Origin of the sequence: Kitasatospora sp. NPDC087861 (genome assembly GCF_044742585.1) — a bacterium.
In the GTDB taxonomy this organism is placed as follows: domain Bacteria; phylum Actinomycetota; class Actinomycetes; order Streptomycetales; family Streptomycetaceae; genus Kitasatospora.
Genome location: NZ_JBIUUS010000101.1, coordinates 1 through 2,450 on the forward strand (window position 1 = coordinate 1; position 2,450 = coordinate 2,450).

Annotated in this window: 1 protein-coding gene; it reads right to left on the reverse strand. The window is 72.3% G+C overall.

The genetic code is table 11. From position 1 onward, the window contains the following. Positions 1-2,450: amino acid adenylation domain-containing protein (locus ACIOJE_RS41205; RefSeq protein ID WP_400783823.1), on the reverse strand; the 2,450-nt coding region annotated here is incomplete at both ends.

The window sequence follows — 2,450 nt, forward strand, 5'->3', positions numbered from 1 at the left end:
GCCGCGCACTCCACCCGGCGCACCAGCGACGCCACCTCCACCGAACCCGACCCACCGACCAGCAGGCCCGCACCCGCACCCGTCACCAGGCACGAGCGCAGCACGTCATGCCGCTCGAACACCGCACCCAGCACCGCCACCAAACCCGCCCCGTCGATGCCCACCGGCAGATCGAGGGCCATCGTCTGGGCGAACCTGCCGTAGCCGCCGCCGAGTTCGAGCAGGTAGTGGCCGATGGGCGGCAGCGGCACCCAGCCGGTGCCACCACCCTCCAACTCGGCCAGGACGACCGCGTCCGAGGCGCCTTCGGCCACCGCGACGGCGGCCAGCTCGGCCACCGTCCGGCAGTCGAACACCTGCCGGGGGGTGATCCTCACCCCGAACACCCGCGCCCGCGCCACCACCTGGATCGTCCGGATGCTGTCGCCGCCCACCGCGAAGAAGTCGTCGTCCACACCCACCCGGCCCAGGCCCAACACCTCGGCATACACCCCGCACAACACCTCCTCCCACGCGGTCCGCGGCGCCCGATAAGCACCCGTGGTGAACTCCGGCTCCGGCAGGGCCTTACGGTCGAGCTTCCCGTTCGGCGTCAACGGCAGCGCCTCCAGCACCACGAACGCCGCCGGCACCATGAACTCGGGTATCCGGGTCGCCATGAACCGGCGCAGCTCGGCCGGGTCGAGGCCGGCGTTCACCGTGATGTCGACGTCGCCGATGCTGTCGGCGCTGCCGCCCGCGGTGTCGGTGACCGGCACGATGTAGCCGACCAGCTGTTTTCCGCCGTCGTGCGCCTCGCGGGCGACGACCGCGCCCTGGGCCACCGACGGGTGGGCGACCATGGCGGCCTCCACCTCGCCCGGTTCGATCCGGAAGCCGCGGATCTTGACCTGCTCGTCGGCCCGTCCGGCGTACTCCAGCCGCCCGTCGGACAGCCGGCGGCCGGTGTCGCCGGTGCGGTACATCCGGCCCGGGCCGAAGGGGTTGGCCACGAAGCGTCCGGCGGTGAGCCCGGGGCGGCCGAGGTAGCCGCGGGCCAGTCCGGCACCGACGACGTACAGCTCTCCGACGACACCCTCGGGCACCGGAAGGAGCCGGTCGTCGAGGACGTACACGGCCAGGTCGGGGATCGGGACGCCGATGACGGAACCGGAGGCGGTGGCGGCGGTCCGCTCGTCCAGGGCGGTGTGGGTGACGTGCACCGTGGTCTCGGTGATGCCGTACATGTTCACCAGGCGGGGTGCGTCGTCGGCGTGCCGCGCGTACCAGTCGGCGAGCCGGACGAGTTCCAGCGCCTCCCCACCGAAGATCACGTGCCGCAGGGCCAGCCGGGCACCGGTGTCGGGCTGCTCCCGGTCGGCGGCCATCAGCTGGTAGAAGGCGGACGGCGTCTGGTTGAGCACCGTCACCCCCTCGTCCGCGAGCAGCCGCAGGAAGCGGTCGGGTGTGCGGCTGGTCTCGTACGGAACGACGACCAGGCGGCCGCCGTACAGCAGCGGGCCCCACAGCTCCCAGACGGAGAAGTCGAAGGCGTACGAGTGGAAGAGCGTCCACACGTCGTCGGGCCCGAAGCCGAACCAGTGCTCGGTGGAGTCCATCAGCCGCACGGCGTTGTGGTGCGGGATGAGGACGCCCTTGGGCCGTCCGGTGGATCCGGAGGTGTAGATGACGTACGCGATGTCGGCCGGCCGGACCGGGACGCCCGGGTTCTCCGGTGCGTACCGTGCGGACTCGGCGATCACCTCGGGGGTGACCGTCAGGACCGGCCGGGCGTCCTCGATCATGTGGGCGATGCGGTCGGCCGGGTAGGCCGGGTCGACCGGCAGGTAGCCCGCGCCCGACTTCAGGACACCGAGGACCGCGACGACGAGTTCCTCGGTGCGCGGCAGGCTCAGGGCCACCAGCCGCTCCGGGCCGGCGCCGCGCTCGACCAACAGCCGGGCGAGGCGGTTGGCCCGCACGTCCAGCTCCCGGTAGGTCAGCGAGACGTCCTCGCAGGTGACGGCCACCGCATCCGGGGTGGCCGCGACCTGGCGCTCGAAGCGGGAGACCAGCGTGTCGTACGGCTCCGGGGCCGGCGCGGGCGCCGCAGTGAGGGCGCGCTGCTCCACTTCGTCCAGGAGCCGGACGGCGCCGACGGGCTGCCGCGGGTCGGCGACGACCTGGCGCAACACGCGGACGAAGCGCTCGGCGATCGCCTCGACGGTCGCCCGGTCGAACAGCTCGGTCGCATACTCGACGACGCCCCAGGCGCCTCGTCCGTCGGGGCGTTCGCTCTCCGCCAGGTTGAAGAAGAGGTCGAACTTGGCGGTCCTGGTGCCCAGAGGCTCGGTGGCCACTCGGAGTCCGGGCAGATCGAACGCGGCCCGGCTGCCGTTCTGCCAGGCGAACATCACCTGGAACAGCGGGTGGTACGACGTCGAGCGCTCCGGGTTGAGCAGCTCCACCAA